General features: G+C 67.7%; 17 protein-coding genes. 7 read left to right on the forward strand and 10 right to left on the reverse strand.

The window, feature by feature from the left end; all coding sequences use genetic code 11:
* Positions 1-5: 5 nt before the first annotated feature.
* Positions 6-1,505, reverse strand: coding sequence for an FAD-dependent oxidoreductase (locus QM693_RS32965; RefSeq protein WP_283354429.1), 1,500 nt, complete (start codon positions 1,503-1,505; stop codon positions 6-8).
* Complete coding sequence (locus QM693_RS32970) at positions 1,502-2,446, reverse strand: alpha/beta hydrolase (protein ID WP_283354430.1); 945 nt, start codon at positions 2,444-2,446, stop codon at positions 1,502-1,504. The genes QM693_RS32965 and QM693_RS32970 overlap by 4 nt, the downstream gene beginning before the upstream one ends.
* A gap of 239 nt (positions 2,447-2,685) precedes the next feature.
* Between QM693_RS32970 and QM693_RS32975 the strand changes: the two genes are divergently transcribed.
* Positions 2,686-3,273, forward strand: coding sequence for a carboxymuconolactone decarboxylase family protein (locus QM693_RS32975; protein ID WP_283354431.1), 588 nt, complete (start codon positions 2,686-2,688; stop codon positions 3,271-3,273).
* 18 nt (positions 3,274-3,291) lie between these two features.
* Here the strand turns inward: QM693_RS32975 and QM693_RS32980 are convergent, their stop codons facing one another.
* Positions 3,292-5,613 carry an ATP-binding cassette domain-containing protein gene (locus QM693_RS32980; protein ID WP_283330695.1) on the reverse strand — a complete coding sequence of 774 codons (2,322 nt, stop codon included), beginning with the start codon at positions 5,611-5,613 and terminating at the stop codon, positions 3,292-3,294.
* A gap of 136 nt (positions 5,614-5,749) precedes the next feature.
* On the opposite strand from QM693_RS32980, the gene QM693_RS32985 reads away from it, so the two are divergent.
* Positions 5,750-6,514: an ABC transporter permease gene (locus QM693_RS32985; protein WP_283330696.1), complete on the forward strand. Its 765-nt coding sequence runs from the start codon at positions 5,750-5,752 to the stop codon at positions 6,512-6,514.
* Positions 6,515-6,605: 91 nt separating this feature from the next.
* The gene (locus QM693_RS32990) at positions 6,606-8,222 is read left to right on the forward strand and encodes an FAD-dependent monooxygenase (protein ID WP_283330697.1); all 1,617 of its coding nucleotides are present in this window, start codon (positions 6,606-6,608) and stop codon (positions 8,220-8,222) included.
* On the opposite strand, the gene QM693_RS32995 is transcribed toward QM693_RS32990, so the two are convergent.
* A complete protein-coding gene (locus QM693_RS32995; RefSeq protein ID WP_283330698.1) occupies positions 8,191-10,215 on the reverse strand; it encodes an APC family permease in 2,025 nt (674 codons plus the stop codon). The two genes, QM693_RS32990 and QM693_RS32995, sit on opposite strands and share 32 nt — an antisense overlap.
* 487 nt (positions 10,216-10,702) lie before the next feature.
* Between QM693_RS32995 and QM693_RS33000 the strand changes: the two genes are divergently transcribed.
* Both QM693_RS33000 and QM693_RS33005 read left to right on the forward strand, forming a co-directional pair.
* Positions 10,703-10,879, forward strand: a complete 177-nt coding sequence (locus QM693_RS33000; protein ID WP_283330699.1) for a hypothetical protein — start codon at positions 10,703-10,705, stop codon at positions 10,877-10,879.
* Positions 10,880-11,031: 152 nt separating this feature from the next.
* On the forward strand, positions 11,032-13,458 hold the full coding sequence (locus QM693_RS33005) for an ATP-dependent Clp protease ATP-binding subunit (RefSeq protein WP_283354432.1): 2,427 nt from the start codon (positions 11,032-11,034) through the stop codon (positions 13,456-13,458).
* Between the two features lie 262 nt (positions 13,459-13,720).
* Here QM693_RS33005 and QM693_RS33010 read toward each other — a convergent pair whose 3' ends face one another.
* The gene (locus tag QM693_RS33010) at positions 13,721-14,188 is read right to left on the reverse strand and encodes a DIP1984 family protein (protein WP_280778660.1); all 468 of its coding nucleotides are present in this window, start codon (positions 14,186-14,188) and stop codon (positions 13,721-13,723) included.
* Positions 14,189-14,511: 323 nt separating this feature from the next.
* Between QM693_RS33010 and QM693_RS33015 the strand changes: the two genes are divergently transcribed.
* Complete coding sequence (locus QM693_RS33015) at positions 14,512-15,297, forward strand: IclR family transcriptional regulator (protein WP_283354433.1); 786 nt, start codon at positions 14,512-14,514, stop codon at positions 15,295-15,297.
* Here the strand turns inward: QM693_RS33015 and QM693_RS33020 are convergent.
* Genes QM693_RS33020 through QM693_RS33040 form a run of 5 tightly spaced genes read right to left on the reverse strand, consistent with a single transcriptional unit; the run spans position 15,263 to position 20,897 of the window.
* Positions 15,263-16,255: a glycerate kinase gene (locus tag QM693_RS33020; RefSeq protein WP_283354434.1), complete on the reverse strand. Its 993-nt coding sequence runs from the start codon at positions 16,253-16,255 to the stop codon at positions 15,263-15,265. The two genes, QM693_RS33015 and QM693_RS33020, sit on opposite strands and share 35 nt — an antisense overlap.
* Complete coding sequence (locus QM693_RS33025; protein WP_283354435.1) at positions 16,252-17,247, reverse strand: 2-hydroxyacid dehydrogenase; 996 nt, start codon at positions 17,245-17,247, stop codon at positions 16,252-16,254. Before QM693_RS33025 ends, QM693_RS33020 begins: the two co-directional genes overlap by 4 nt.
* Positions 17,244-18,182, reverse strand: coding sequence for a hydroxymethylglutaryl-CoA lyase (locus QM693_RS33030; RefSeq protein ID WP_283354436.1), 939 nt, complete (start codon positions 18,180-18,182; stop codon positions 17,244-17,246). The genes QM693_RS33025 and QM693_RS33030 overlap by 4 nt, the downstream gene beginning before the upstream one ends.
* Complete coding sequence (locus tag QM693_RS33035; protein ID WP_009477976.1) at positions 18,179-19,432, reverse strand: CaiB/BaiF CoA transferase family protein; 1,254 nt, start codon at positions 19,430-19,432, stop codon at positions 18,179-18,181. The genes QM693_RS33030 and QM693_RS33035 overlap by 4 nt, the downstream gene beginning before the upstream one ends.
* Positions 19,433-19,457: 25 nt before the next feature.
* Positions 19,458-20,897: a GntP family permease gene (locus QM693_RS33040; protein ID WP_283354437.1), complete on the reverse strand. Its 1,440-nt coding sequence runs from the start codon at positions 20,895-20,897 to the stop codon at positions 19,458-19,460.
* Between the two features lie 169 nt (positions 20,898-21,066).
* On the opposite strand from QM693_RS33040, the gene QM693_RS33045 reads away from it, so the two are divergent.
* Positions 21,067-22,074: an AraC family transcriptional regulator gene (locus tag QM693_RS33045; RefSeq protein WP_283330704.1), complete on the forward strand. Its 1,008-nt coding sequence runs from the start codon at positions 21,067-21,069 to the stop codon at positions 22,072-22,074.
* Positions 22,075-22,086: the final 12 nt, after the last annotated feature.

The raw sequence follows: 22,086 nt of genomic DNA on the forward strand, positions 1-22,086 counted from the left end.
GCATTTCAGTCGACGGCCAGGCACCGCTTGATCGCCAGCTGAGCATCTTCGCGCGCGGGGGCGTCGGCGCTGGCCCACGCGATGTATCCGTCGGGCCTGACCAGGAGGCTCGTGACCTCACCCAGCCCGGTGGGTGCGAGAACGATGTGGCCGGTGTGTGCGCGTACCGGCGCGCCCTGCAGTGCGAGGTCCGCGTAGGTGTCCGCGCCGGTGGCGTCGATGAGGACGAGTGCAGAATCGCGCAGCATTTCACCCATCCTGATCGGACCGATCGCGGTGACGAGATCCAGGTCGGGGCAGCGGTATCCGACCATCGGATGATGGTGTGACTCAGCAGGGTAGGGGAAGGACAGCCCGTTGAGTTCGAGCCCGATTCGGCGATTGACCTCCGGAATGGGCAACAGGTCGCGTTCGAACATCCGCTTGAATTCCACCCCCTCCGGTGTGAAGTCGAACTGGACCGAACACTGAGCCGCGACACTTCTCAGCAGCGCCTCGGCCACCGGGCGCCGTTCGGCCTCATAGGTTTCCAGGAGTGCCGGTCCCGCGTGTTCGTTGATCACAGCGGCGAGCTTCCACCCGAGGTTGAACGCATCCTGGATGCAGAAGTTCATCCCGACGCCGCTGGCAGGGTAGTGGATGCGAGCCGATTCGCCGACGAGGAACACCCGACCCCTCTGGAATTTCGTTGCGATTCTGAGCGAATCGGTGAAACGGGACGCCCACACCAGATCGTCGAACGGCAGGTCCTTCTCGAGGACATCGGTGAGGCATCGGCGAACCTCGTCGGCCGTGACCGGCTCCGCCGCAGGGGCGTGCCTGCGCTCGGCGTGCACGATGTTGAACCGGGTGATGGATTCGTTCTCGCCGAACGGAAACGAGGTGACCCACCCCTTGTCGTTGTCGATCATCCGCCGCGCTTCGGGCCAGGGCCGGTCCATCCTCAGGTCTGCCACGATTCCGGTGAATGTCGGCCCATGGCCTTCGAAATCGAGACCGAGTTGCGATCGCACGATACTTCGCCCACCGTCGGCGCCGACCAGGTAGTCGGCTGACAGGCTCACGGGTCCGTCCTCGGCCGTCGCGGTCACGGTCACGGCGGTGGACTGCTGGACGACGGATTCGACGGTCACGCCGTGCCTGACGACGACTCCGAGACGGAGGGCTTCCTCGAGCAGCAGTTCCTCGGTGTGGTTCTGGGGAAGAACCAGCCGAAACCCGAACCTCGATTCGAGGTGGCGCCATTCGACGGGTTGCATCCCGGCCCAGATATGAACGGGAATAAGCGGATTGGAACGAATCGTCGCGGCCCTGTCGATGAACTTCTGCGCAAGGCCCCGAGAATCGAGGAGCTCGAGAACTCTCGGCAGAACGGTCCCGGCTCGCGACTGTACCGGCTGCGTTCGACGTTCGAGGACGACGACGTCGACTCCGGCCCGGGCCAGTTCGGTCGCGACCGTCAGACCCGACGGTCCGCCGCCGACGACTATTACTCGAGCGGTCATTTCGAATCAATCTCCTTGTTGTACGGCATCGTGGGAGGTGAGGTCGTGTGGCAGGACCGGTCCAGGTATTCGTGCAGGAACCCGGCGACTTCGGCGATCGTGGCGTCCGTGTCGAACGCGGGGTCCTCGTGATTGGCACCTTCGAGAAGGCGCAGGCGCACCGTCTCCCCGCGGCGTCGAAGTTCCTGTGCCATCCGCCGGCTCTGCTGCACCGACGTGACCGAGTCGCGTGTTCCGTGGAGCAGGAAGACCGGCACGTGGATGTCATGCGCGTTCGCAAATGGGCTGATGGCGGCGAGGTCGCGATCGCTCACAGTCGACTCCTCGACTCCCAGCAATCGGGCCCTCAGGTAGCGAGACGACGGCGGTGCGGGGACCCCTGGCGGCCAGTCCTGCTCGAGGATCTCACGCGGTATCGGCGAGCCGGCGTCCGGACGGTCGAGGTCGCCCCGTGAGGTGAGGTCGTAACAGCCGAAGTAGCCGACAGCGGCCTGCACGGCTGGACCGGGCAGATCGTGCGGTGTCCGTGAAACCGCCGGAGTGGCGGTGGCCAGAAGCGCGAGATGGGCACCTGCCGATGCTCCCCAGAGCGCGACCCGAGTCGCGTCGACACCGAAGCCTTGCCCGGGACCTTTCAGCCACTCGAGCGCGGTCGCGATGTCGATGATCTGGGCGGGGAGGGGAGCGGCGGTGGAGGGGCGGTAGTCGATGCTCGCGACGGCAAATCCGTGCCGCGCGAGCCGTTCCGCCCGCGCAGCATGACTCTTGCGAGAGTCGATCATCCAACCACCGCCGTGCAGGTAGAGGACGACGGCGGGGGCGGCAACGTCGATCGGCAGAGTCAGATCCAGGCGGAGGATGTGCCCCCCGGGACGCCCGAATTCGATGTCGGGACAGGATTGGATCTCGTAACGGGCGGGCTGCCCGACCGGGGTTCTCACGTTGACGTCACCTCTTCGCCTGGTCGCGGGTCCACTCGGCGAGGTGGCCCGTGGCTCAAGGGTGGCGGATCAGGGAGTATTCGGGAATCGGCAGTTCGATATGGCGGGAATCCACCGGGCGAATAGCTTCAGGTCGGGGTGTGATTCGATGCCGGCGGAGGGCCACAGCGCCGGGCGCGGCATACTCTGACTCGTCACCGCGCCTCCCCGCGCCGAAATCGTTGAAAGATGGTACTTACATGGCAGATTCACGGATCGCGTCCCTGACACCCGCCGAGCTGGACGTCGAGGAGAAGGCGTTGTACGACAGCATCGTGACGGGGCCGCGGGCTCAGGGACCTCAGCTGTTCGCGCTTCAGGATGACCACGGCAGGCTCAACGGGCCGTTCGGGTTGATGCTGCATGTGCCCGGGCTCGGCTCTGCGTTGCAAGAACTCGGAAGTGCGGTGCGCTATCGGACGGCGATGACCGCCCGGATCAGAGAAATCGCGATACTCGCTGTCGCGGCCGCAACGGAAAGCCAATTCGAACGTTACGCCCACGAACGGGTCGGACACGCCATCGGACTGAGCGACGAAGAGATGACGGCACTTCGGGGTGGCGACTTCGGTTCCGAAGACGCCACCGAACAGGCCGCGTACGACGTGTGCCGTCATCTGCTCGGGGGCGCCAACACCCTCGGAGACGAGGAATTCCGCCGATTCGAAGCCCGCCTCGGTCACTCGGCGCTGCTCGAACTCGTGGTGCTCGTGGGCTATTACCGGACCCTGTCTCAGATGATGAACGTCTTCGACGTCGGGGCACCTGCGGGTCTCGAAGCCGAGTAGAACACCGCAGCATCTGTTTCAGCGTCGGCGGGAACGGCGCAGCCGGAGCCGGCTGTAGGTGACGGCCGCGAGCACGCAACTGATGAGCACCAGCATGGCGATGCTGAGCAGCCACCACGATGCGGCATGCTGCCAGAGCGTATCGGGCTCGGTGCCCGTGGCGTTCGTGCGCAGGTCCACCGTCGAGGCGGCGGCCGCGAACCCCCAGCGGGACGGGAAGAGCCACGACACCTGTTCGAGCACGGCGCGTCCGGTGATCGTGATCAGTCCTCCGCACATCACCAACTGCACCATGATCGTGACCACCAGCATCGGCATCACCTGCTCGTTCGAGCGGGCCACCGACGACAACGCCAATCCGACCAGGACGCAGGAGCAGGTGGTGACGGCGATGTCCACGATCAATTCGACGGAGCCGGAGGGGATCGCACTGCCCCGGCCCGGAAAACCCTTGCCCACGAAAACGATCACCACCATGATCACCGACTGCACGATCGCGGCGGCGCAGAATACGACGATCTTCGCCGTCAGGTAGGCGGACGGGAGCAGGCCGGCGGCACGTTCGCGGTGATAGATCATGCGCTCTCCGACCAGATCGCGGATGGTCAGTGAGCAACCCATGAAGGCGGCGCCGAGGATCAGCACGACCAGGATCTGGGTGAGTTCGCCGGATTCGTCGAGGCCCGACGGGCCGAATCCGGTGTCGCCGGGCACGAGCACGGCCAGGCCGCCGAGCACGAACGGGAGAAGGGACAAGAAGATCAGGTACCCACGGTCGGCGCGGATCAGCCGCGCCTGGCGGCGGACGACGGTGCTCAGCTGCTTACGCCGCGACGTGTGCGCGGGACTGCCGAGAGGTCCGGGTGGGCTCGGTGGTGGCACCTCGACGGCGGGGCGGGTGGCGCGGTACTCGGCGAACACCCCGTCGGGGTCGGCCGCGACACGGGAGAAGATGTCGGCCCAATCGGTGCTGCCCAGCGCGGCCCCGACCCGGTCCGGCGGGCCCACGTAGGCGGTCTTGCCGCCCGGTGCGAGGAGCAGGACCTGATCGCACATCTCGAGATACGACAGCGAATGCGTGACGATGACGATGACGCGGCCAGAATCGGCGAGGCGGCGCAACGTCGCCATGATCTGCCGGTCGAGCGCAGGGTCGAGACCCGAGGTCGGTTCGTCGAGGATCAGCAGGGACGGGCCGGTGAGCAACTCCATTGCGACGGACGCGCGTTTGCGTTGTCCGCCGGACAACCGGTCGACCCTCGTGTCGGCGTGTTCGGACAGCTGCAGTTCCTCGAGGACCGTCGCTATCACCTCCTCGCGGTCGGCCCGGGTGGTGTCCGGCGGCAGCCTCAGCTCGGCGGCGTAGCCGAGCGCCTGCCGGATGGTCAGCTGCCGGTGCACGACGTCGTCCTGGGGGACCATCCCGATGCGGGAGCGGAGCACCTGGTATTCGGCGTGCACGCTGCGTCCCTCGAACTCGACCACACCTTCCGTGGGGCGTTCCGAACCGGAGATGATGGTGGCCACCGTGGTCTTTCCCGCGCCGGAGGGGCCGATCACCGCGGTGAGACTCCCCGGCTGGGCCGTGAACGTGACGTCCTCGAGCAGCCGCCGCCCGCCCTCGATGGTGAGCCCGACGCCGTCCACCCGCAGCCCGCCTGCGGTCGGAGCCACCGCCTGCCGTGGAACCAGCCGGCCGTCCTTCACACTGAGGTCGGTGTTCCCGATCGTGACGACGTCGCCGTCGGTCAGCTGCGCGCGCGACACCCGGGCGCCGCCGACGAACGTGCCGTTGACGCTCCCCAGGTCGTCGATCTCGAGGCCGGACGGCACGTTGTGGACGATCGCGTGATGGCGTGAGGCCAGCACGTCCCGGACGACGATGTCGTTGTCGGGTGACCGTCCCACCGTGAGTGATCCCGTCGGGACCGCCTCGTGCGGTGTCGGGGGTGGGGCGCTCGAGGCCCCCACCTCGATCGTCGACTCGTCCCATCGGCCGCCCACATCCTGTCGCGTCGCGTCGGGATCCTCGACCGAGATCCGCACGACCGGCCCCTCGACCGCGTCGCCCAGCCGGACGAGGACGGCGTTCGTGACGGGAATCTTTTCTCTGCGCTCGCCGTCGACGAAGATCCCGTTCTTGCTGTCGGAGTCGACGAGCTGCCATCCCTCGTCCCACGTCAGCCGTGCATGCTCGCGCGACACCACGGGATCGACGATCGTGATCTCTAATTGCGGATCCCGGCCGATGCGGACGGCCTTGCCCGCGCGGTAGCTCGCCCGGCCGTGTTCGGTCTCGACCACGACCCGCGGGTGCGCTGTGTTCGCCCGGTCGTCCATCGCCACGGCCTCCGGTCAGCGTCATCGGGCGTAGAGCGTCGACTCCATCAATGGTCGCATGCACGCCCCGGGATTCGTCGGCATAACGCTCACTCTCGGTACCCCCGGGGCCAGGATGTGAGGAACACTGAGCGGGGTGAGTACGTCCCTGGCGAATCCCGGTGTCGGACTGGCTGTGCTGTGCACCGTGATGGTCGTGTGCGCGGCGGTGGTCTACCGCTTCACCCACCTCGGTAGCCCACTGGTCGTGCCCGGTGCGGCGATTCGAGGTGCCGCCCAGCTCGCCGCGGTGTCCCTGATCCTGGCCGCGGCTCTCGCGCATCTGTGGTCGTCGATCCTCGTGCTCGTCGTGATGTTCGCGGCGGCGGTGGGAACGTCCGCTCGCCGTGCGAAAGCCGGGCGGTCCGCCGGGTGGCTGGCGCTGCCTCTCGCCGCGGGTGTCGGCATCGTGTTGCCGTTGATGCTGGTCAGCCAGGTGGTGCCGCTCGAAGGTGTCGCTCTCGTTCCCGTCGGCGGAATCGTGCTCGGTGGGGCGATGACGGCCACCTCACTCGCCGCGCGACGCGCGCTCGATGCGGTCGAACAACGGTGGGGTGAGGTGGAGGCGGGGCTCAGTCTCGGGCTCGACGTCCGTGATGCCCGCATGGAAGTGGTCCGGTCTGCCGCCTCGGACGCGTTGCTCCCAGGACTCGATCAGACCCGGACCGTCGGGCTGGTCACCCTGCCGGGGGCGTTCGTCGGGGTGCTGCTGGCAAGCGGTTCCGCCGTTCAGGCCGGGGCGGTCCAGATCCTCGTCCTGGTCGGGCTGCTGCTCGCGCAGACGTGTGCGGTGGCCGTCACGATCGAACTGGTGGCCCGGGAAGCGGTTCACCGGCCGAGACTCCACACCGCGCGGACATGAAGGATCCGGGTCTGGCCCGAACGCCGGTCAAGTGCATCGTCGGTCACGCATACTGGTCGGTGGTCGGTCCCTGCTGACGAGGCGGTGTCTTGTGGTGCATCCCGAGGTATTGGTGGTCGGAGCTGGTCCGGTCGGGCTGACGGCGGCGATCGAACTGCGCAGGCGAGGCGTCGCCTGCCGCATCATCGATCCACTGCTCGAGCCACCGCAGTACGCGAAGGCGGTGGGGATCCAACCGCGCAGCCTCGAGGTGTTCGAGAGCATGGGTGTGCTGCGGCACATCCTGGACGCGGCGATCCAGATGCGCGGGCAGATCGTGTACGTCAACGGCGACGAGGTGGCCCGCCTGGAATTGTCGCTACCGGCCGACGTCCCGTTCGAATTCATCGGGCTGCCGCAGTACGAGACCGAACGCATCCTCACCGAATACCTGGCCACGTTCGGCACCACGATCGAACGAGGAACGAGACTGACGGCGTTCGAACAGGACGACGACGGCGTCGTCGCCACGGTCACCGGCGCGGACGGCGACGAAACCGTCCGAACCCAGTACCTTTTCGGCTGCGACGGCGCCCACAGCGTGGTCCGCAAGGGACTCGGCCTCACCTTCGAGGGCGGTGCGTTCCTCGAGCAGTACATGCTCGGCGACGTCGAAGTCGACTGGTCGATGCCCCGCGGCTACGGGATCCGGTCGATGCATCAGACGGACGGCGAGACCGACGACCTGCTCGTGTGCATCCCGCTGCCCGGGCGCCGCCGCTACCGGATGTCGATGCTGGTGCCCAGCGACCTCGCCGGCACCGGCACCCCCGCGGCCGACAAGATCGCGCACGGTTTCGAGGCGGGACCGAAACCGGAGCTGAGCCACATCCAGGCCGTGCTCGACCGCCTGTCACCCGAGCCGACGCGGGCGTCGAACCTCCGCTGGTCGTCCATCTTCCGGATCAGCCACCGCATCGTCGACTCGTACGGGCGCGGGCGGGTGTTCGTCGCGGGCGACGCCGCCCACATTCATCCGCCGACCGGCGCGCAGGGTATGAACACCGGCATCCAGGACGCGCACAACCTGGCGTGGAAGGTCGCGCTGGCCGTGTCCGGCGCCGCGGCCCCCGACCTGCTGGACAGTTACGACGCCGAACGGCGACCCATCGGGGAGGAGGTGGTGGGACGCACCGTGCGCAGCGCCCGGGAGGGGATCGGGGCGGGGTCGTCGGATCCCGACTACGTGATCCGACGCGAGGCCCAACTCCTCATCAGCTACGCGGACAGTCCGATCGTCGCCCAACCGGAGTCGAATGCGGCGCTCGCGCCCGGCAGCCGGGCGCCGGACGCCCGCGGGCTGACCCGTGCCGCGGTCGCGTTTCCCCTCCGGCTGTTCACTCTCCTCGCGGGACGGAACCACACGTTGCTGCTGTACGCCGACGAATCGGTCGACGCGCGCGGGCTGGAACTGCTCGAGGCCGCGGCGACGTCGGTGGGCGCGGCGACCCGGGGACTCGTCGACACGTACCTCGTCGCGTCGCCTTCCGCCGAGGTCGGGGAAACGGTGCTTCCCCTCGTCCGAGACCGTGACGGCGAGTTCGCGCACGCGTACGGCGCGGAGGGTTCCGCCGCGTTCGTCGTCCGCCCGGACGGCTATCTGGGGTTCCGGCAGAGTCCGGTCGCGGTCGACGGTCTTACGGAGTACCTGAAGTCGACTTTCCGCTGAGCTCGGGAGTGGTGGGCAGGCCGCGCCGGATGTCACCCGGCGCGGGCTTGCCGAGCGGCGCCCCGACGCGGGTGGCCGAATCGAGCAGCCACGGCACACTCGTGACCATCACGCCGGACGTGAACAGCAACCTGCCCTTGAGGCGCAGCGCATTCTGGTTGTGCAGCAGGTGTTCCCACCAGCGACCGACCACGTACTCGGGGATGAAGATGGTGACGACGCCGTCCGGAATCCGTTTCCGGACGGATTTCACGTACCCCACGATGGGCCGGGTGACTTCACGGTAGGGCGATTCGAGGACTTTCAGCGGCACCGGAATTTCATACTTCTCCCACTCCCGCTGCAGTTTTCCGGTGTTGTCGCCCAGCACGGTGACGGCTTCCAGGGTCGTCGGATGGGTGGCGCGGGCGTAGGCCAGGGCCCGGGCGGTGGGTTTGTTGAGCACGGACACCAGCACGATGGTGTGCACCTGGGAGGGGAGGGTGAAGCTGTCCTCGTCGACGACGAGGAGGGCCGCGATCCGGTCGTAGTGCCGCCGCACCCCGCGCATCAGGAAGAACAGGATCGGCATGGCGATCACCACGAGGTAGGCGCCCTGGGTGAACTTCGTGATCGTGACGATGATCAGGACAGTGCCGGTGAGGACGGCGCCGGTGCCGTTGAGGGCCCGCCGGCCGTGGATTCGACGACGTTCTCGGGCGTCGGATTCGGTTGTCAGCACACGGTTCCAGTGCCGGACCATGCCCGCCTGGCTGAGGGTGAACGACGTGAACACGCCGAGGATGTACAGCTGGATGAGGTGGGTGACGGACGCGTCGAACAGGACGATCAATCCGCCCGCCGTCACGGCGAGGAGCACGATGCCGTTGCTGAACGCCAACCGGTCGCCGCGGGTGTTCAGCTGGACCGGGAGGTAGCGGTCACGGCCGAGCACCGAGGCGAGCAGCGGGAAACCGTTGTAGGCGGTGTTCGCGGCGAGCACGAGGATCAGCACGGTCGCGGCCTGGACATAGAAGAAGCCGATGTTGGTGGTGCCGCCGAACACGGCCGCCGAGATCTGGGCGATGACGGTGCGCTGCGGATCGGTCTCGCAGTTTCCGGCGAACCCGATCAGATCGCACGGGTTCACCGCGACGTGCACCTTGGCGACGATGGCCAGCGCGGTGATTCCCGCGAACATCACGATGGCCGTCGCGGCCATCGCCATGAGTGTCTTCGCGGCGTTGGCGCTCTTGGGTTTACGGAACGCAGGCACCCCGTTGGAGATCGCCTCGACACCCGTCAGCGCGGTACATCCGGAGGAGAACGCGCGCAGCGCGAAGAACACGAGGGCCAGACCGGTCAGCCCGGACAGTTCCGGTTCGATGGTGTACCCGGCGCTTTCGGCGACGGGTGTCGAACCGGCCGCGACGCGGACGAACCCCGTCACGATCAGGATCATCACCCCGGCGATGAACCCGTACGTCGGGAAGGCGAACATGGTCCCCGATTCGCGGATCCCGCGCAGGTTCATCACCGTCAGCAACACGACGAACGCCACGGCCAGCGCCACCCGGTGCGTGTTCAGCGCGGGCACGGCGGAGATGAGATTGTCGACGCCCGCCGACACCGACACCGCCACCGTCATGACGTAGTCGATGAGCAGTGCCGACGCCACCGTCAGACCCGCGGACGGACCGAGGTTCTTCGTCGCCACCTCGTACGAGCCGCCTCCGCTGGGGTAGGCGTACACCACCTGGCGGTACGACAGGGCGACCACGGCGAGAAGCACCACGACCCCGGCCGCCAGATACGGCGTCAGGTAGAAATAGGCGAGACCGCCCAGGGACAGGATCAGCAGGATCTCCTGCGTCGCGTATGCCACGGACGACAGAGGGTCGGAGGCGAAGATCGGCAGCGCCAGACGCTTGGTCAGCAACTGCTCCCCGAGGTCGTCACTGCGCAGCGGGCGTCCCAGAGCCAGCCGCCGGACCGCTCGAACGAGAGCCACCACCAGTTCAGCGTAGAACCAGGCGCTTCGCGCCCGTGCGCCTTTCCGGTTGTTCCCGCTACCGAAAAGGCGCACGGGTGCGGAGCGCCTGGTGCACCGTGGGATTGCTCCGGCTCGGCGCGTGGCGAACAGGCGGCGCCGCACGCGTTTCGGGAGGTCGGCCTGTCCGCGATGGTCGGCCGAGATGTCGGCGACGCCGCGACCGTGATCGACCGCACCGACCGGGACGAAGCGACGGGCGTGATTGCACTGTCCGAGACGGTGCGGGCCGCTCATGCGCTGGCGGACGATCTGGCGGTCGCGATGGCGGACCTGCCGGGCCGGCGACCGCTGGTGGTCGGCGGCGACTGCAGCATTCTGCTCGGGATCTTCCCGCGCTGCGCAGGCACCTGGGTTCGGCGGGACTGTGGTTCGTCGACGGGCATCCGGATTATCTCGACGGACGGTCCTCGGACACGGGCGAGACGGCGGACATGGAGCTCGCGGTGCGGTGACGTACCCCCAGCCGGGAGGCCTCGACTGGGATCAACTCGCCGACGTCGTCGCGCCACTGGCGCGGTCACCTCGACTCGTGGGGGTCAGCGTCGCCGACTTCCGCCCCGATCTCGATCCCACCGGCGACCAGGCGACCCGAGTGCTCGACTTTCTCGGACGCACCCTGCCGTGAGCGGGAAGATCCGGGTTCCTGTCGTCGTTGGACTGGGTCGGCACCTGCCGCGGGCCTTTGTGATCGAGCTCACATCCACTCCCTCCGGGAATTGATCGCAGGCTTGGCACGTTAGTTGAGTGAGTAACGCTCAACTTATAGGAGGCTGAGGAATGCCAGCATTCTTCGGGCCGGAGGGCCCAGGTCGCATCGACATCAGTCGGCTCATGAGTCGCTCCACCCAGGAGCTCATGGCTGCTGCTGCCCGCTTCGCCGCAGGTCGTGGCGACGCGGAACTCGATGCGCTCCACGTTCTGCGCGTCATGACAGAACACGAACCCGTCACCTCTCTGATGCGCCGCGCAGGCGCCGACACGTCGGCCGTCGCCGATGCCGTCGAACTGCGTCTGCCCCAGAGCCGTGACACGTCAGGCTTTGCAACACCCGCACTGAGCGGCGCGCTGAAGACGGCGCTGCTCGAGGCGCACCAACTCGCGCGCGCCCTCGGGTCCACCTACATCGATCCCGAGCACCTCTTCCTGGCGCTCGCCGCGGATCAGGACCACGCCGCCGGACGCCTGCTCGCGTCCGAGGGAATCACCCCGGAGCGCCTGCAGACCGCCGTGCAGGGTGGATCGGTGGAGGAGGAGTCCTCGAACTCGGGGACCCCCACGCTCGACAAGTACGGCTTCGACCTCACCGAACGCGCACGCGGCGGCGGAGTCGACCCGGTGATCGGGCGCGCCGACGAGATCGAGCAGACCATCGAAATTCTCTCGCGCCGCACCAAGAACAACCCCGTGCTGGTGGGTGAGGCCGGCGTCGGCAAGACGGCGGTCGTAGAGGGCCTCGCCCAGCGCATCGTCGACGGCGACGTTCCCGACCGCCTGACGGGTAAGCGCATCGTCCAGCTCGACCTGTCGAGCATGGTGTCGGGCACCCGGTACCGCGGCGACTTCGAGGAACGTCTCAACAAGGTGATCGACGAGATCTCGGCCCACTCGGACGAGCTGATCGTCTTCATCGACGAGGTCCACTCCATCGCCGGTGCCGGCGGCGGCGCCGACGGTGCGATGGATGCGGGCAACATCCTCAAGCCGAAGCTCGCCCGCGGTGAGCTGCACATCGTCGGTGCGACGACGCTCGACGAGTACCGCAAGCACATCGAGAAGGATCCGGCGCTCGAACGCAGGTTCCAGCCGGTGACGGTGGCGGAGCCGAGTGTGGAGGATGCGGTGGCGATCCTGTCCGGTCTGCGTGACCGGTACGAGGAGCATCACGGCGTCCGTTACACGGACGAGGCGATCACGGCGGCGGTCGAGCTGTCGGCCCGTTACATCGGTGACCGCTTCCTGCCGGACAAGGCGATCGACCTGATCGATCAGGCCGGGGCCCGGTTGCGGCTGCGGATGCCGAGCGTCGACGTCGAGGCTCTGCGGGCGAAGCTCGCGGAACTCGAGCAGGCCAAGGAACAGGCCGTCGCCGACGAGCAGTACGAGAAGGCGTCGCGACTGCGGGACGAGGCCATGGAGGTTCAGGCCCGGATCGAGGGGAAGGCGGTCGGCACGAACGACGTGACGCCCGAGGTGACTGCCGAGCAGATCGCGGAGGTCGTGTCGCGGGCCACTGGAATCCCGGCCAGCCAGATGACCGAGGAGGAGAAGGAACGCCTCCGCCGGCTCGAGGACGAACTGCATCGTCGTGTCATCGGCCAGGACGACGCCGTGCGGGCCATCGCCCGGGCGGTGCGCCGCAGCCGCACCGGCATGAACGATCCGGATCGTCCCGTGGGCAGCTTCCTGTTCCTCGGACCGACCGGTGTCGGCAAGACCGAACTGGCGAAGGCGCTGGCCGCCACGCTGTTCGGTGACGAGAACAAGATGCTGCGACTCGACATGAGCGAGTTCGGTGAACGTCACACGGTCAGCCGGCTCGTCGGTGCCCCTCCCGGCTACGTCGGGTACGGGGAGGCGGGACAGCTCACCGAGCAGGTCCGCCGGAACCCGTACTCGGTGATCCTGCTCGACGAGATCGAGAAGGCGCACCCCGACGTGTTCAATACGCTGCTGCAGGTGCTCGATGACGGTCGGCTCACGGACGGTCAGGGCCGGACGGTGGATTTCAAGAACACCGTTCTGATCATGACCAGCAATCTGGGGTCCGACATCATCTCCAGCAAGTCGGGTGCGCTGGGCTTCAGCACCGGTGACGCGGAGGCTTCGGAGAAGCCGCTGCGGGATCGGGTGATGGGCCGGCTGCGTGAGTCGATGCGTCCGGAGTTCCTGAACCGGATCGACGAGATCGTGATCTTCCGCAAGCTCGACACCGAGCAGCTGCACCGGATCACCGACCTGCTGCTGGACGACAGCCGGAAGCGTCTGCAGTCCAAGGGCATCGAGATCTCGTTCAGCGAGGACGCGGTCGATTGGATTGCCGAGCACGGACACCAGCCCGAGTTCGGGGCGCGTCCGTTGCGCCGGTCGATCCAGCGGGCCGTCGACGATCGGATCGCCGATCTGCTGCTCGACGACGTCCTCGTCGAGGGTGGCAGCATCGCGGTCGGAGTGTCCGACGACGAGTTGGATCTCGTAGTCGGCTGATCCCCGACGTGAGTGGCAGAGTGTGCTTCGGCACGCTCTGCCACTCACGTGTGTGGGTAGCCCCTTGCCCGCCCTCGCCGTCTCGGATCAGCACCCGGTGATGAGGTGTGCGTCGTGCACCGTCACCTGTGCGGTGTGCAGGGCTGCAGTGTGATCCGGGTGTGTGCCCGGAGCGTTGCCCTCCACGCCGGAGAAGAGCCGAATTACCGTCGACTCGCGGTGTGTGCTCGCCTCCGAAACGGTTACCTACTACCCAGCCTGTTCAGTCGAGCAACTCGACTTCCCAATTCTCCTTCTGCACTTGCAGATCGATTTCCCGGATCTTCCGGGCGAGATCGTCTGCCGTCCGCCGCAGATCCCGGACGGGCAACGCCGCGACGAAGACGAGTTCGGAGCGGAGTTGCCTGCCGTATCGGTCCTGCTCACGCCCGGAGGCGGCATCCGCGGCGGCGGACACTACCCGGTGCCGGATGCGCAGCATGTCCCGGCGGGCCAGTGCGTCCGTGATGCTCGCGTCGCCCAGTGGTGCAGCGGTATTCGTCCGATTGATTCTTCGGACGAGGACCTCCAGGCGGTCCAGGACCTCCTCGAGTTCGACGAGGAGCGCCGCGGCGTCCTCCGCCGGCGACTCGCCCTCCTGGTGTCGTGCGTTCGTGAGGATGCGCGACTTCAGGTGCTCCACCCGACGCGTCAGATCGCCCCGTTCGGCCAGTGCCTCAGCCAACTTCACGGTTACCTCCTTTCTCGAAGTCGTTGTAGCACAGCGTTAATGGTGAATGGAAAAGTGTCCGGCAGGGAGCGGACGGGTCGCGGCACCGTGAAGGGGGCGATCGAAGCGCGTCGAACGCGCGGGTGAATTCCCCGAACCATCGTGTCGGAGAGATATCTCGGTGGGCGCTCATGCGCCTTTCGTCGAGTCGAATTCGAGCATCTTCAATAGGTACCACATTCGCGCCCGTGTGGCGACAGTCGATTCGCCCCAGGTGAGTGCCGAAGTGTGTTCCGCCGTTCGTTGGCACTCACGTGCTGGTGGGGGCGACTATCCTCGAGGGCATGCGAGCGGAAGACGGCGAATTGACCTCCAAGCACCAACCGTTGCTGGTGCTGAGCAAGATCACGGAGATCCTCGATGCCTTCAGCCTGACGCGTCCGTCGATGACGCTGGGCGAGATCCACCAGGCGACGGGACTGCCGACGTCGACGGTCCAACGGCTGGTCAGCAACCTCGTGGCGCAGGAATTCCTCGACCGGTCCGGCGACCAGATCCGGATCGGCGTGAAGATGGCGTTCTGGGCCGCGACGGCCACCAAGGGACTCGACATCCTGGCTGTCGTCACGCCGGTGTTGAAGGAGATCCGCGACGCCACCGGCGAGACCGCCAGCTTCTTCCGGGTCGAGCAGGGCTACCGCGTGTGCGTGGCCATCGCGGAGACCGAGCACGCGCTGCGTCGCAACATGTACGTCGGAAAGATCGTCCCCCTGCCCGCGGGATCGGCGGGCCGGGTGTTGCTCGCCTGGAACCAGGACCTCACCGAACAGGTCCTCGCCGGCCCCATCGAGCCGATGACCGAGGGCACCGTCACCGACACCGCGGTGCTGCGTGAACTGATCCACCAGGCCAAGGCCGACGGATACGCCATCACCGCGGGCGAGCGGGAGGACAGCGCCTCGGGACTGGCTGCGCCCGTGTTCGATTCGTCCGCCGACGTGATCGGTGCTCTGGCGATCAGCGGGCCGACACTGCGCATGCCACGCGAACAGTGCGAGAAGTGGGTGGATCTGCTCGTCGGCAGCGCCGAGCAGGTCACCCGGACGCTGGGTGGCCGCTACCCGTCATGAGTTGCGCCGCGATCGTGCGGCCGGCGTCGTGCATGGCCACGGCGTCCGTGGCGACGAGGACGCCGGCGAACCGGGACCGGTAGTCGCCGAGATCGTCGCCGACGGAGCCGACGACGGCGTACACCGGGGCGGTGCCCGCGCGGGCGAGGATCGCGGAGATGATCTTGCCCGCCTTCGTCTGTCCGTCGAGCCTGCCCTCGCCGACGACGATCGCCGACGGGTCCGCGGCCAGGGTGTCGAAGCCGATCACGTCGAGGATGTAATCGGCGCCCGAGCGCAGTTCGGCGCCGTACCGCGCCCACATCCCGCCGGAGAACCCGCCTGCCGCACCGGTCGCGTCGACACTCGACGGGTCGCGGGGCAGAGCCCGCGCCTTCGCCTCGAGCTGCCGCGTGAGGAGTTGCACGGCGCCCGCGTCGGCGCCCTTCTGCGGTCCGAACACCCTGGCCGCGTCGACGTACCGGGTGGTGACGTCGGTCAGGACGGTGACGGCGGCGCCCCGGAGTCCGCCGCCCGCCTCGATGGCGGCGACGGCCCCGGTGCCGCCGTCCGTGGTGGCGGACCCGCCGGCCGCGACGACGATGTGCCGGGCACCGCGCCGGGCGGCGTCGGCGACGAGCATCCCGGTGCCGTACGTGGTGGCGGTGACCGGGTCACGGGGGCCGTCGTGCGGCGTGGTGATCCCGGAGGCGGCGGCGATCTCGATGACCGCGGTCCCGTCGTCGGACAGTCCGTACGTCGGCCGGCACGGGCTGCCCCACGGGTTGCGGGACCGGGTGGTGACCGGGCGCAATCCGAGGGGGACGGTGAGAACGTCGAGGGTGCCCTCGCCGCCGTCGGCGACCGGCAACCTGATCGCGGTACCGCCGGACGACTCGACCCCCGTCGCGACCGCGTCGGCGACCTCGCGGGCGGTGTAGGTGCCCTTGAAACTGTCGGGGGCGATCAGAACCGTCATGAGTTCCACGCTTCCGGGTTGACCGGATGCGGGGGAATCCGGTTCTGCGCCATGGCCACAGCGTTCTCGGCGCACAGCCTCGCCATCTCGGCGCGCACCGACACCGTGGCACTGCCGAGGTGGGGGAGCAGGACCGTGTTCGACAGTTCCGCGAGTCCCGGGGCGAGCGCGGGTTCGTCCTCGTAGACGTCCAGCCCGGCCCCGGTGATCTCCCCGGACTTCAGGGCGGCGACGAGGGCGGTTTCGTCGACGACGGGACCGCGGGCGGTGTTGATCAGGATCGCGGAGGGCTTCATCGCCGTCAGCACGCCCGCATCGACCAGGTGGCGGGTCTGCGCGTTGAGGGGCACGTGCAGCGACAGGTAGTCGCTGGTGGTGACGAGGGTGTCCCAGTCGGTGTGGGTGACGAGTCCGGCGAATTCGCCGAGTTCCTCGTCCGAGACCGGCCGGTCGCCGGGCGGCCGCGGGCAGAACAGCACCTGCATCCCGAACGCCAGTGCCCGTTTCGCGGTCGCCCGCGCGATCCGGCCGAATCCGGCGAGACCGAGCGTGCGCCCCGAAACATCCTGGCCGAGGAGCAGATTCGGTTCCCATCCGGTGAACTGTCCGGCGCGGACGAACGTGTCGGCCTCCACGGCGCGGCGGGCGGTGGCCATGATCAGCAGCATCGCGACGTCGGCGGTGGCGTCGGTGAGCACACCGGGTGTGTTGCCGACGAGTATCGAGTTCGCGGTCGCCGCCCCGATGTCGACGTTGTTGAACCCGACCGCGTAGTTGGAGATACCGCGGATCTTCGCGGCGGCCAGGAGGTCGGCGTCGAACGTGTCGCGAAGCTGGGACACCACCACGTCGTAGTCGCCGGACACGCAGACCTCCCGCAGCCGGGCGGCGTCCGGAAGCTCGTCGGGAACGTCGACGCTGCCCGCGGCGCGCAGCAGCGTGAGGGCGGGTTCGGGGATCGGGGTGGTGACGTAGAACCGCGCGGCGCTCATCGGCCGCCTCCGATGACCCACTCGAACGCGGTGGCATTGGAGCGTGCGCCCTGCGCGGCCTTGGACCGATTGGCTTCGCCGAGTTCGGCGAGGGTCTTCTCGGACAGTTCCACGAGGGAGCCGAACGTGGTGGGGTTCAGCCAGTCCGGGCGGGTGGCGAACAGCAGGTCCTCGCTGGCGGTGTTGCCGCTGGCGCCGGGTGCGAACGGGCAGCCACCGAGTCCGCCGAGGGCGCCGTCGACGGTCATCGCGCCGGCCGCGACCGCGGCGAGACTGTTCGCGACCCCGAGACCCCAGGTGTCGTGGCCGTGGAAGACGATGCCGCGCTGCGGGGTTTCGAGCCGTACCCGGGAGACGAGCGAGTACACCTCGGCGGGGACGGCCTGGCCGAGGGTGTCGCAGACGACGACGTCGACGGCGCCGTGGGCGCGCGGGTCGTTGGCGATGTCGATGACCCGCTGCTCGGGCACCCGGCCCTCGAACGGGCAGGTGAACGACGTCGCGATGCACAGCTGGATGCTGCCGCCGACCTGCTGGGCGAGTTCGATCGCGGCGGGCATCGCGGCGAGGCTGTCCTCGGTGGAGCGACCGATGTTCGCCTGGTTGTGGGAATCGGAGGCGGAGAAGCAGTACTGGAAATGTCGTGCGCCGGCCGCGGCGGCCTTCTCCATGTGCCGGGGCGTCGCCACCCACACCCAGCAGTGATCGAGTTCCTCCGGGGTCAGCTCCGAGATCACCTCGACGGTGTTCGCCATCGGCGGGACCAGGTCGGGGCGGGCCATCGACCCGATCTCGAGCGCGGGCACGCCGAGTTCGAGGAGCCGGCGGGCGATCTCGAGCTTCCGGGCGGTGGGCAGCATCTTGCCCGTCAACTGCAACCCGTCACGCAGGGTGACGTCGCGGAGCAGGGTGCGTGATTCGAAGGACTGCGTCATGAGAGGCCACCTACCGTGTCGTTGACGATGGAGTCGATCTGTTCCGGGGTCTTGCCGAGCACCGTTTCCAGGACCTCCCGGGTGTGCTCGCCGAGGTCCGGTCCGACGTTGCGGATGGGCAGCGACTTGCCGCCGATCACCGGGACGATGCCGGGGAACCCGACCTGCTTCGGCTCGGCCTCACCGGTGTCGACGGTGAACTGCTGAATCATGTTGCGGGCCGCGTACTGCTCGTCGCTGCAGATGTCGGCGGCGGTGTTGATCGGACCCGACGGCACCCCGGCCGCATCGAGGATCTTCAGCGCCTCGTCGCGCGAGTACTGGATCGTCCACTGGCCGATCGCGGTGTCGAGTTCGTCGCGGCGCGCCCACCGTCCGGCGTTGGTGGACAGGTCCGGGTCGGCGCCGAGGTCGGGACGGCCGATGGTGTCCATGTAGCGCTGGAAGATGGCGTCACCGTTGCCGGCGATGATGATGCTGTCACCGTCGCTGCAGATGTACGCGTTCGACGGGGCGATGCCCTCCATTCGACCGCCGACGCGTTCGCGTTTGATGCCGTACGCGAGGTAGTCGGGGATCAGCGACTCCATCATCGACAGGATCGATTCGTTGAGGGCGACGTCGATGATCCGATGCGGCAGGGACGGACCCGGGGTTCCGGCGACCTTCGCGGCTTCGCGCTGGAACAGGGCCATCACCGCACCGAACGCTGCGTAGAGGCCGGCGATCGAGTCGCCGATCGACACCCCCACCCGCACCGGTGGCCGGTCCGGGTCGCCGACGAGTTCACGGAATCCGCCCGCGGCCTCCGCGACCGCGGCGAACCCCGGCCTCTGCGACATCGGCCCGGTCTGCCCGAACGCCGAGATGCGGGTGATCACCAGGTCCGGATTGGCCGCGTTCAACGCGTCCGGTCCGATGCCCCACTTCTCCAGGGTGCCGGGCCGGAAGTTCTCCAGCAGGATGTCGCACTTGGCGGCGAGATCCAGGACGAGCTGCCTGCCTTCCTCGGTGCGCAGGTCCAGCACGATCGACTTCTTGTTGCGGTTGATCGTGCGGTACAGCATCGAGGTGTCGCCGGAGTACAGCCGCCAGTTGCGCAGTTCGTCGCCGGTCTTCGGGCGCTCCACCTTGATGACCTCGGCCCCGAAGTCGGCGAGCATCCGGCCCGCGGTCGGTGCGGCGATGTAGTTACCGAGCTCGAGTACCCGAACCCCGTCGAGGGGCCGAATGGTGTTGTCGGAGAACATGGTGATCCTTAACTGATAGTGACGCTCAGAGAACGAGGCTCATGGGCAGGACGAGCAGTATTGCGACGACCGATGCCACCGATACTCCCACCGAACACGTCTTCAGCGTGCCTCGTGTGGTCTGACCCATCAAGGACTGCAGCAGCCAGAACGTGTTGCTGGTGACGTGGACCGCGAACAGGGAGCCGGCGCCGGCCGCGAGGGCGATGAGGACGGGGTCGAGGCCGAGGGTCGGTGCGATGGGGGCGAGGACGCCCGCGGCGGTGATCGCGGAGATGGTCACCGAGCCGACGGCGACGTGCAGGACGGCGGCGATCACCCACACCATCAGCAGCGGAGCGGCGTGATTGGCAGTGAAGTACTTGCCGAGGATGTCACCGAGACCGGCCGCTGCGATCGTCGCGGCGAGGGACCCGCCGACGCCGGTGAGGATGAGGATCTGGCCGCTCTCGCTGAAACCGCTGGCGATCGCCTTCTGGACGCGGTGCTGGCCGACGGTGAGGCGTCCGACGAAGCTGGTGCCGATCAGTCCGATCAACAACGCGATGAGCGGTTCGGACACGAACGCGACGACCGGATTGCTGATCTCGGCGATGTCCAGGATCGCGCCGGTCGCGATGAGCAGGAGGGAAACGAGCAGCGGAGCGAGGAGCAGGATGAGGGGGCGGTCGTGCGCCGCGCGCCCGGCCGTGACCTCGGTGACGGTCGCGGCGCGCTGCGCCTGGGCGACGCCGCCGCCGGCATCGGGCCGCGGGGTGGTCCCGCCGCTGCCGCCGTCGGTCCACTGGTCTTCTTCGTCGTCGACGACCGTCTGATGGAAGTGCTCTTCGTCCTTCTCCGGGTTCCACCAACCGCGGGTGAACAGGAAGGACATGATCGCGACCGAGATCGCCACGGTCGGGATCACCAGGATGAGTCCGAAGATCAGCATCTTGCCGAGCGGCACACCGAGTAGTCCGGCGAGGGCGAGGGCGCCGACACCGGGAACCATGAGCACGATGCCGCACTCGAGGCCGATGGCGAGGGCGGTGGCCATGCGTGCGGTCCCGACCCGGCCGACCTTCGGTGCGAGGTTGCGGGCGAGCGGGGCGGAGATGACGAGCAGGACGTCGAGGAAGATGGACTGCAGCAACGTCGCGATTGTCAGCGATAGCGCATAGGGCATTCGTTTCGGCCCGAACACGCGTAGAAGTGTCCCGACCAGGCGCTGGATCGCGCCCATTTCTTTCAGCATGGCGCCCATCAGGACGCCGAAGGCGATCAGAAGTCCCACTTCGGCCATGATGTCGCCGAAACCGGTGCTGATGACTTCCACCGTTTCGGCCGTGCCGAGTCCCGTCGTGAGTCCGAGGTAGGCGGATCCGACGACCAGTGACACCACTGGGTTGAACTTGAAACGCACGATCATCAGAACGACCGCCGCTACGGCGACCGTGGTGTTGATCAGGATTGCTACGTCTGACATGTGCGCGTCCTTATCGAGGAGGCGGGGTAGTGACTGGTGTCACAGGTACACCCATATTATGAGCATACACTCACGATATAAGCAATGGGCCTCCGGGCCCGTGCGCCTTTCCGGTTGTTCCGGCAACCAGAAAGGCGCACGGGGCCGAAGGCCCTGGAATACTCGACGCATGGTCGTGCTGGATCCGTTTGCGGTGGGACGGCCGACGGCCGCCGAGCGCAGAGCGTCGGAGGACTGGAGCGAGATCCAACTCTGGTCCGACCGCGTGTACATGCCCTATGTCGTGCGTCCGCTCGGTGCCGGGCTGTCACCCCGGTCGAGCATGTACTCCACGAAGATCGGCGACATCACCGTCACCCGGTTCTCCTACGGAATTCCCGTCTCGGTCGGCGACTTCTCGTCCGACGCCGGAAACGCGCTCGTTCTCACGACCATCCGGGGCAACGCCCGGCACCACCTCGACCACGACGCCACCGCGGACACACCGGTTGGTGACACGTTCGTCGCCGACTGCAGTCGCGTCGACTACCTCGTCGAGTTCTCGCCTGACCACGTCCAGCTCAATCTCACCGTTCCCCACACCCTGCTCGCTGACACGGCCGTGCGGTGGTGGGGATTCGACCCCGGAGATCTTCTCTGGCAACGCAAATGCGTCATCGGGGGCGGTGGATCCGGCTGGCAGGCGCTGCTCGGATACGCCATGCGGACGACGGGAGAGCTACCCGGACACGCCACCGAGGGGCGCATCGGGCTCAACCTGCAGGAGTTGCTCGTCGGTCACCTGCTCACCGAATGGGCGGCTCGCACCGGAGTGGACCCGGACAGGTCCACCGGCCCCGCGGCGCCCGGCTATGTGCGGCACGCCGTCCAGTACATCCGGGAGTACGCCCGCGAACTGCCGACCGCCTCCGACATCGCCGACGCGGTGGGGGTCAGCGTCCGGACCCTGTCCGGGTCGTTCCGGAAATACCTGGACACCACCCCGGCCGAATACGTGCGTGAGCAGCGGCTCCAGGGCATTCGGGAGGAACTGCTCACCGCGTCGCCGGGGGAGACCGTCGCCTCGATCGCCGGCGCGTGGGGATACGTCAACCTCGGCCTCTTCGCGGCCGCCTATCGTCGCCGGTTCGGCGAGAATCCGTCGCAGACCAGGGCCTTCGGCCCCGTGAGTGGTTGACGAGTCCAGAGA

Origin of the sequence: Rhodococcus sp. IEGM 1305 (genome assembly GCF_030058635.1) — a bacterium.
Lineage (GTDB): Bacteria > Actinomycetota > Actinomycetes > Mycobacteriales > Mycobacteriaceae > Rhodococcus_F > Rhodococcus_F opacus_D.

Bases quoted from the DNA above. Each gene is read 5' to 3' on its own strand.
- QM693_RS33035 (WP_009477976.1), bottom strand. From the start codon at position 19,432: ATGTTCTCCGACAACACCATTCGGCCCCTCGACGGGGTTCGGGTACTC.
- QM693_RS33005 (WP_283354432.1), top strand. From the start codon at position 11,032: ATGCCAGCATTCTTCGGGCCGGAGGGCCCAGGTCGCATCGACATCAGT.
- QM693_RS33045 (WP_283330704.1), top strand. From the start codon at position 21,067: ATGGTCGTGCTGGATCCGTTTGCGGTGGGACGGCCGACGGCCGCCGAG.
- QM693_RS32965 (WP_283354429.1), bottom strand. From the start codon at position 1,505: ATGACCGCTCGAGTAATAGTCGTCGGCGGCGGACCGTCGGGTCTGACG.
- QM693_RS33015 (WP_283354433.1), top strand. From the start codon at position 14,512: ATGCGAGCGGAAGACGGCGAATTGACCTCCAAGCACCAACCGTTGCTG.
- QM693_RS33020 (WP_283354434.1), bottom strand. From the start codon at position 16,255: ATGACGGTTCTGATCGCCCCCGACAGTTTCAAGGGCACCTACACCGCC.
- QM693_RS32975 (WP_283354431.1), top strand. From the start codon at position 2,686: ATGGCAGATTCACGGATCGCGTCCCTGACACCCGCCGAGCTGGACGTC.
- QM693_RS32980 (WP_283330695.1), bottom strand. From the start codon at position 5,613: ATGGACGACCGGGCGAACACAGCGCACCCGCGGGTCGTGGTCGAGACC.
- QM693_RS33025 (WP_283354435.1), bottom strand. From the start codon at position 17,247: ATGAGCGCCGCGCGGTTCTACGTCACCACCCCGATCCCCGAACCCGCC.
- QM693_RS33040 (WP_283354437.1), bottom strand. From the start codon at position 20,897: ATGTCAGACGTAGCAATCCTGATCAACACCACGGTCGCCGTAGCGGCG.
- QM693_RS33030 (WP_283354436.1), bottom strand. From the start codon at position 18,182: ATGACGCAGTCCTTCGAATCACGCACCCTGCTCCGCGACGTCACCCTG.